Source organism: Pectobacterium brasiliense (genome assembly GCF_013449685.1).
GTDB classification, from domain to species: domain Bacteria; phylum Pseudomonadota; class Gammaproteobacteria; order Enterobacterales; family Enterobacteriaceae; genus Pectobacterium; species Pectobacterium brasiliense_A.
In genome coordinates, this window is the sequence record NZ_JACDSF010000066.1 from 83,439 (window position 1) to 89,685 (window position 6,247).

Sequence of the window (6,247 nt, forward strand, 5' to 3'; positions counted from 1 at the left end):
AGCTATCACCCTGATAATAAATCGCCCAGTCGTTTACTCGCGAGACATCAACGGAATACACACCGCCTTCCTGCATATCTTCAACGTAGAACGGAGATTGATTAATGTTCCCGTCACTACGGTGTCATGAATTTCTTGCGGTATAAACCACCTAATGAAGGTAAATAACACTATGGCTATTTACCTTCATTTTAAAAATTACTCTACCGTAACGGATTTCGCCAGGTTACGTGGCTGATCGACATCGGTGCCTTTAATCAGCGCGACGTGATAAGACAGCAGCTGCAACGGCACCGTATAGAAGATTGGCGCAATCACTTCTTCGATATGCGGCAGTGGAATAATCTTCATATTTTCGCTGCTAGTGAAACCGGCATCTTCATCAGCGAAGACATACAGTTCGCCGCCGCGAGCCCGCACTTCTTCGATATTGGATTTCAATTTTTCCAACAGTTCGTTGTTCGGTGCCACCACAACAACCGGCATATCCGCATCAATCAGCGCCAGCGGGCCATGCTTCAGCTCACCTGCTGCATAGGCTTCCGCGTGGATGTAAGAGATCTCTTTCAGCTTCAGCGCGCCTTCCATCGCGATCGGATACTGATCGCCACGGCCGAGGAACAGCGCATGGTGCTTGTCAGAGAAACCTTCTGCCAGAGATTCGATGAGCTTGTCCTGAGACAGCATCTGCTCAATACGCGCTGGCAGCGCCTGCAAACCATGAACGATGTCATGCTCAATCTGCGCATCCATACCGCGCAGGCGGCCAACACGCGCCACCAACATCAGCAGAACGGTAAGCTGAGTGGTGAAGGCTTTAGTCGAGGCCACGCCAATCTCTACGCCTGCTTTGGTCATCAGCGCCAGATCGGATTCACGCACCAGCGAGGAACCAGCAACGTTACAGATAGCCAGCGATCCCAGATAGCCCAGTTCTTTGGACAAACGCAGTGCTGCCAGCGTATCCGCTGTTTCACCGGATTGAGACAGGGTAATCATCAGGCTGTTCTTACGCACGGCAGGCTTGCGATAGCGGAATTCGGAAGCAATCTCCACGTCGCACGGAATACCGGCCAGTGATTCAAACCAGTAACGAGAAACCATACCGGAGTTGTAGGATGTACCGCAGGCAATGATCTGAACGTGTTCAACCTTCGCCAGCAGCTCATCCGCTTTCGGGCCTAACTCAGACAGATTGATCTCGCCGTGGCTGAAACGCCCTTCAAGGGTGTTCTTGATCGCCATTGGCTGTTCGTAGATCTCTTTCTGCATGTAGTGGCGATACGCGCCTTTATCACCAGCATCGTAATTTACTTTTGATTCAATTTCTTCGCGTGCGGCAAGCTGGCCGGATTTATCAAACACGCGCACATCACGACGGGTGATTTCCGCTATGTCGCCTTCTTCCAGGAACATGAAACGGCGAGTCACTGGCAGCAGCGCCAGCTGATCGGAGGCGATGAAGTTTTCACCGACACCACGGCCAATCACCAGCGGACTACCAGAACGTGCAGCAACCAGTACGCTTGGGTCGCGGTTATCCAACACCACCATGCCATAAGCACCGCGCAACTGTGGGATCACGCGCTTAACCACGTCAACCAGCGTTCCGCCATTCTGTTGCTGTTCAAAATGAACCAGATGGGCAACCACTTCCGTATCGGTTTCGGAGACAAAGCGATAGCCGCGACCGATCAGCAGTTCACGCAGCGGCTCGTGGTTTTCGATAATGCCGTTATGAACGATAGTGATATGTTCAGAAACATGCGGGTGTGCGTTCTCTTCAGAAGGTTCGCCGTGCGTTGCCCAACGGGTATGGGCGATGCCGGTACCGCCATGCAGTTCATGTTCTTCGGCTGCCTGAGACAGCACCTGCACTTTCCCCAGACGGCGTAAACGGGCGACATGTCCTTCGCTGTCAACAACCGCCAGGCCCGCAGAGTCATAGCCGCGGTACTCAAGACGGCGTAAACCTTCCAACAAAATTTCAGCAACATCACGTTGCGCAACTGCGCCTACAATTCCACACATCGATGGTATTCCTATAAAGGTGACATATTGTGTCACCAGGGATGTCTTAGACCTGATTGTTCCGGTTTTTCCGGGTTCCCCGAGCCTTGTAGAGAGTTGGGGATTATTATGTTTTGTTCTGTGCTCTGGGAGACTAAAACACAGGACAAAACAACCTCCGCCATAAGCGGAGGTATATTACTCAACGACTATTTCTTTTTCACCGGACGTTGCCAACCGGAAATATGCCGCTGTTTCACGCGACCGACCACCAGCTCATTCTCCGCCACATCGTGCGTGACGGTCGTTCCCGCGCCGATTGTCGCACCGCTGGCTACGCTAACGGGCGCCACCAGTTGACTATCCGAGCCGACAAATACATCGTCACCAATAATCGTTTTGTGTTTATTTGCACCGTCATAATTACAGGTGATCGTTCCCGCACCAATATTAACACCGGAACCGATATCCGCATCACCCAAATAGCTAAGGTGACCCGCTTTTGATCCTTTACCTAAACGCGCTTTTTTCAGTTCGACAAAGTTGCCGACATGCGCGCCCTCAGCCAGTTCCGAGCCTGGACGCAGGCGGGCAAACGGGCCAATGGTACACTCTGCTTCCAGTACGGCATCTTCCAACACGGAATAAGGGCTGATCTCACAGTCATCGCCAATGATGCAGTTTTTGATCACGCAGCCAGCACCGATTTTCACTCGGTTGCCTAGCTTAACATTGCCTTCCACGACAACATTGACATCAATCACCACATCGCGACCATGAGCCAGCTCGCCACGCAGATCAAATCGTGCTGGGTCTAGCAGCATCACACCGGCCAGCAGCAGCTTATCCGCCTGTTCACGCTGATAAACGCGCTCCAGCGCCGACAGTTGCAGACGGTTATTGACGCCTTCAACCTCACTCAGTCGCTCGGGATGGACCGCTTCAACACGCTGACCTTCTTCCGCTGCCATCGCAATAATATCGGTGATGTAAAACTCGCCCTGTGCGTTGTTGTTATTCAACTGGCTTAACCAACGCTTCAGATCTTTGCCGTTCGCAATCAGAATGCCGGTATTGATCTCGTTAATCTGGCGCTGTTCTTCGCTGGCATCTTTGTGCTCGACGATCCCGACTACGGCACCGTTTTCACGCACAATTCGCCCATAGCCCGTTGGATCGTCCAGCTTCACCGTCAACAGGCCGATACCGCCCTGCGGCTTAGCCTCACGTAAACGCCCCAGCGTTTGCGATGAAATCAGCGGCACATCGCCGTACAACATCAGGATATCTTCATCATCAGAAAAATGGGGCGCAGCTTGCTGCATCGCATGCCCGGTTCCCAGTTGTTCCGCCTGCAATACCCAGTTCAACGCCGGATCGGCCAATTCACGTTTTAGCAAATCGCCGCCGTGGCCATAGACCAGATGAACGTGCTGTGCGCCTGTCGTCATGGCAGCGTCAATAACGTGCTGAACCATCGGCTTACCCGCCAGTTTATGCAGCACCTTGGGAAGGTCGGAATACATACGGGTTCCTTTACCCGCAGCGAGAATAACTACACTCATCGCACTATTTGACATAAGCATCCTGACAATACGAAGCCACTGCCCCGCAAGAATAAAATGGCCAGCCGATTACGGCATGAATAACCAGAGTTTACCGAAATTCCGGCATAACGCAGATAATTTTTGGTGAGTTTTTTCTGAAAGTCGCTCGCAAAGCCATGAATACTCATGAGGAAAGCATGAGAGCCTCAACAACAAAATGGCACGGGATTTTATAAAAAACAGACTTTGTTTTTAAGTATTTCCATTTGTGACACATACAAAAGAAACAGCGTTTCATTTATAGCAATATACGTAGGCGAATAATTCAATAACGAAGGAGACACAATGAAACGTTGTTCTTCACAAAAATGTGATTCATTACGGAAACACCGTTCTTCACGCCTCGCAGCCGTCGCGTTGACGAATGCATTACTTTTCAGCTTCAGCACACACGCCGCGACAGAATCAACGCCAGTCTGGCACGGTATCGCCTTTGGTCAGTCAACAGACGTAAACTTTTCATCCAATGTCCTGCCGGAAAAAATTGGCGTTAACGATGTCACCATTAACGGCAAGAAACTAACCCCGGGGGATAACGCTGATTTGTCCGCCCCCATCACGATTGAGAGTCGTGGCGGAAAGATTGCCAACACCCATGACGGGCTGACGTTCTTCTATACGCAACTGCCTGCCAATGTGAATTTTACGCTTCAGTCTGACATTACCGTGGAACAGTTTGGGCCAGAAAACGGCGCCAAGCCGGCGGCTCAGGAAGGGGCAGGGATTCTGGTGCGCGATATTATCGGCGTACCGCGTCAGGAACCGCTGAAAGAAGGGTATGAGGAGTTCCCTGCGGCATCCAACATGGTGATGAACGCCATCATGACGCAGGATAAGAAGTCTCATACCGAAATCAAATTACAGGCTATTTTACGTAATGGCGTCACACAGCCGTGGGGCAATGCCGGTGCGAAAATTACCAAGACCAGCTACCAGGAAAATGTGAATCTGGAGCAAACGCCGACGTTCCGTCTGAAACTGGAACGTACCAATGATGGCTTTATTACCTCTTATGCGCCGAAAGGCACGGATAACTGGGTATCAAAAGAAGTCAAAGGCGCGGACGTCGTCACCAAGCTGGATAAAGACCACTACTACGTTGGTTTCTTTGCTTCCCGTAACGCCAAAATCACCGTCAGCAATGCACAGTTGACTACCACGCCAGCGCAAACCAAAGCGTCACCGGAGTTTAAAGCCAAGGATTATGATCCGTTGCTCCAGGTGATGTCATCGCCTAAAACCACCAGCGAACACTATGTGGTTCAGGCCAGAGCTAACTACGCCGGCACGATCGCGGTGTCGCAAAACGGTCAACCTCTGGGTGAAGCAAAGCAGGTAAAAGCGGGAGAAACCTTATCTCTGCCAGCGAAAATTGCCGGTAATGGCGCTGAGTTCAAGATTGCCTACCAGCCTGCGGAAGGCGATGATAAAGCAGTAAAAGAGAGCACATTCAAGGTTGAAAGAGTGGCCTATGCAGACGCTAAAAATCTGTATGTTTCTCCACAAGGTTCAGCCAGCAATGACGGCAGCAAAAATGCACCGATCGATTTAGCCAGCGCCGTCGCCGCTCTGCCAGTTGGTGGCACAATCTGGCTCAACGATGGTGATTACAGCGCAACTGAAATTCCTGTCAGCGCCAGCGGCCAGCAAAAAACCGTCAAGAACCTGTTTGCTGTCGGTAATAAAGCCGTGATTCATGGCCTACAGCTGAAAGCGAGCCATTGGCATGTTAAAGGGATTGAAATCACCGAGAAACCGTTCCGTATTGAGGGGAGCTACAACACCATCGAACGCGTTCTGGCGCACCACGCTGACGATACCGGTATTCAGGTGACTTCGACGGCCGATGTGGGTAGACCGCTGTGGGCCAGCCACAACCTGATCCTGAATTCAGAATCTCACAGCAATCAGGACTCAGGCAAAATTAACGCCGACGGTTTCGCGGTGAAAATGCGTGTGGGTGAAGGCAACGTGATTCGCGGCGCGTTCTCGCACAATAACGTCGATGACGGCTTCGATCTGTTTAACAAAATCGAAGACGGCGCAAACGGCGTTGTGGTGATCGAGGATTCAATTGCCATGAACAACACCAGCAACGGCTTCAAAATGGGTGGTGAAGGCCAACCAGTGGCACATCAGGTTAAAAACAGCATTGCTGTAGGCAACAAACTTGATGGTTTCACTGACAACTTCAACCCTGGCGCCTTGATCGTTGAAAACAACATCGCGTTAGATAACGAACGCTTTAACTTCATTTTCCGCCCAAGCCCTTACTCTGGTCCGGAAAAACAAGGTGTGTTCAAGAACAACGTTTCGCTGAAAACTAAAGCGGGTAAATATGATGATGCGGTTGTCGGCAATATCGATAACACCAACTACTTCATCAAAGGCGACCGTTCGGTTAACGCGCAAGGTAAGGAAATCACCGTAAATAATTTCGTGTCAGTAGCCATCCCTGAGACGTTTACGCGTGATGCCAAAGGCAATCTGGTACTTGGCGACTTCCTGAAGAAAAAATAAGGGCTTCAAGCCCCCCCGCCTAACAAGGTGGGGGGCTGACAAAGCGCGTCGAGCGGTAGCAACGGATAGATCGTAAAGACGCTGTGAATACATCCCTTGTATCTTGAACC

Annotated in this window: 3 protein-coding genes; 1 reads left to right on the top strand and 2 read right to left on the bottom strand. The window is 51.0% G+C overall.

Annotation, left to right across the window (positions count from 1 at the left end; genetic code table 11):
• Positions 1–198: 198 nt before the first annotated feature.
• Both glmS and glmU read right to left on the bottom strand, forming a co-directional pair.
• Positions 199–2,031: a glutamine--fructose-6-phosphate transaminase (isomerizing) gene (gene glmS, locus H0248_RS20300; RefSeq protein WP_180787266.1), complete on the bottom strand. Its 1,833-nt coding sequence runs from the start codon at positions 2,029–2,031 to the stop codon at positions 199–201.
• A 188-nt stretch (positions 2,032–2,219) separates the two neighbouring features.
• On the bottom strand, positions 2,220–3,590 hold the full coding sequence (gene glmU, locus H0248_RS20305; protein ID WP_180787267.1) for a bifunctional UDP-N-acetylglucosamine diphosphorylase/glucosamine-1-phosphate N-acetyltransferase GlmU: 1,371 nt from the start codon (positions 3,588–3,590) through the stop codon (positions 2,220–2,222).
• A 312-nt stretch (positions 3,591–3,902) separates the two neighbouring features.
• Between glmU and pelX the strand changes: the two genes are divergently transcribed.
• Positions 3,903–6,137, top strand: coding sequence for a pectate disaccharide-lyase PelX (gene pelX / locus H0248_RS20310; RefSeq protein ID WP_180787268.1), 2,235 nt, complete (start codon positions 3,903–3,905; stop codon positions 6,135–6,137).
• Positions 6,138–6,247 lie beyond the last annotated feature (110 nt).

Coding starts and splice junctions, on each gene's coding strand:
- glmS (WP_180787266.1), bottom strand. CDS start 2,031: ATGTGTGGAATTGTAGGCGCAGTTGCGCAACGTGATGTTGCTGAAATT.
- glmU (WP_180787267.1), bottom strand. CDS start 3,590: ATGTCAAATAGTGCGATGAGTGTAGTTATTCTCGCTGCGGGTAAAGGA.
- pelX (WP_180787268.1), top strand. CDS start 3,903: ATGAAACGTTGTTCTTCACAAAAATGTGATTCATTACGGAAACACCGT.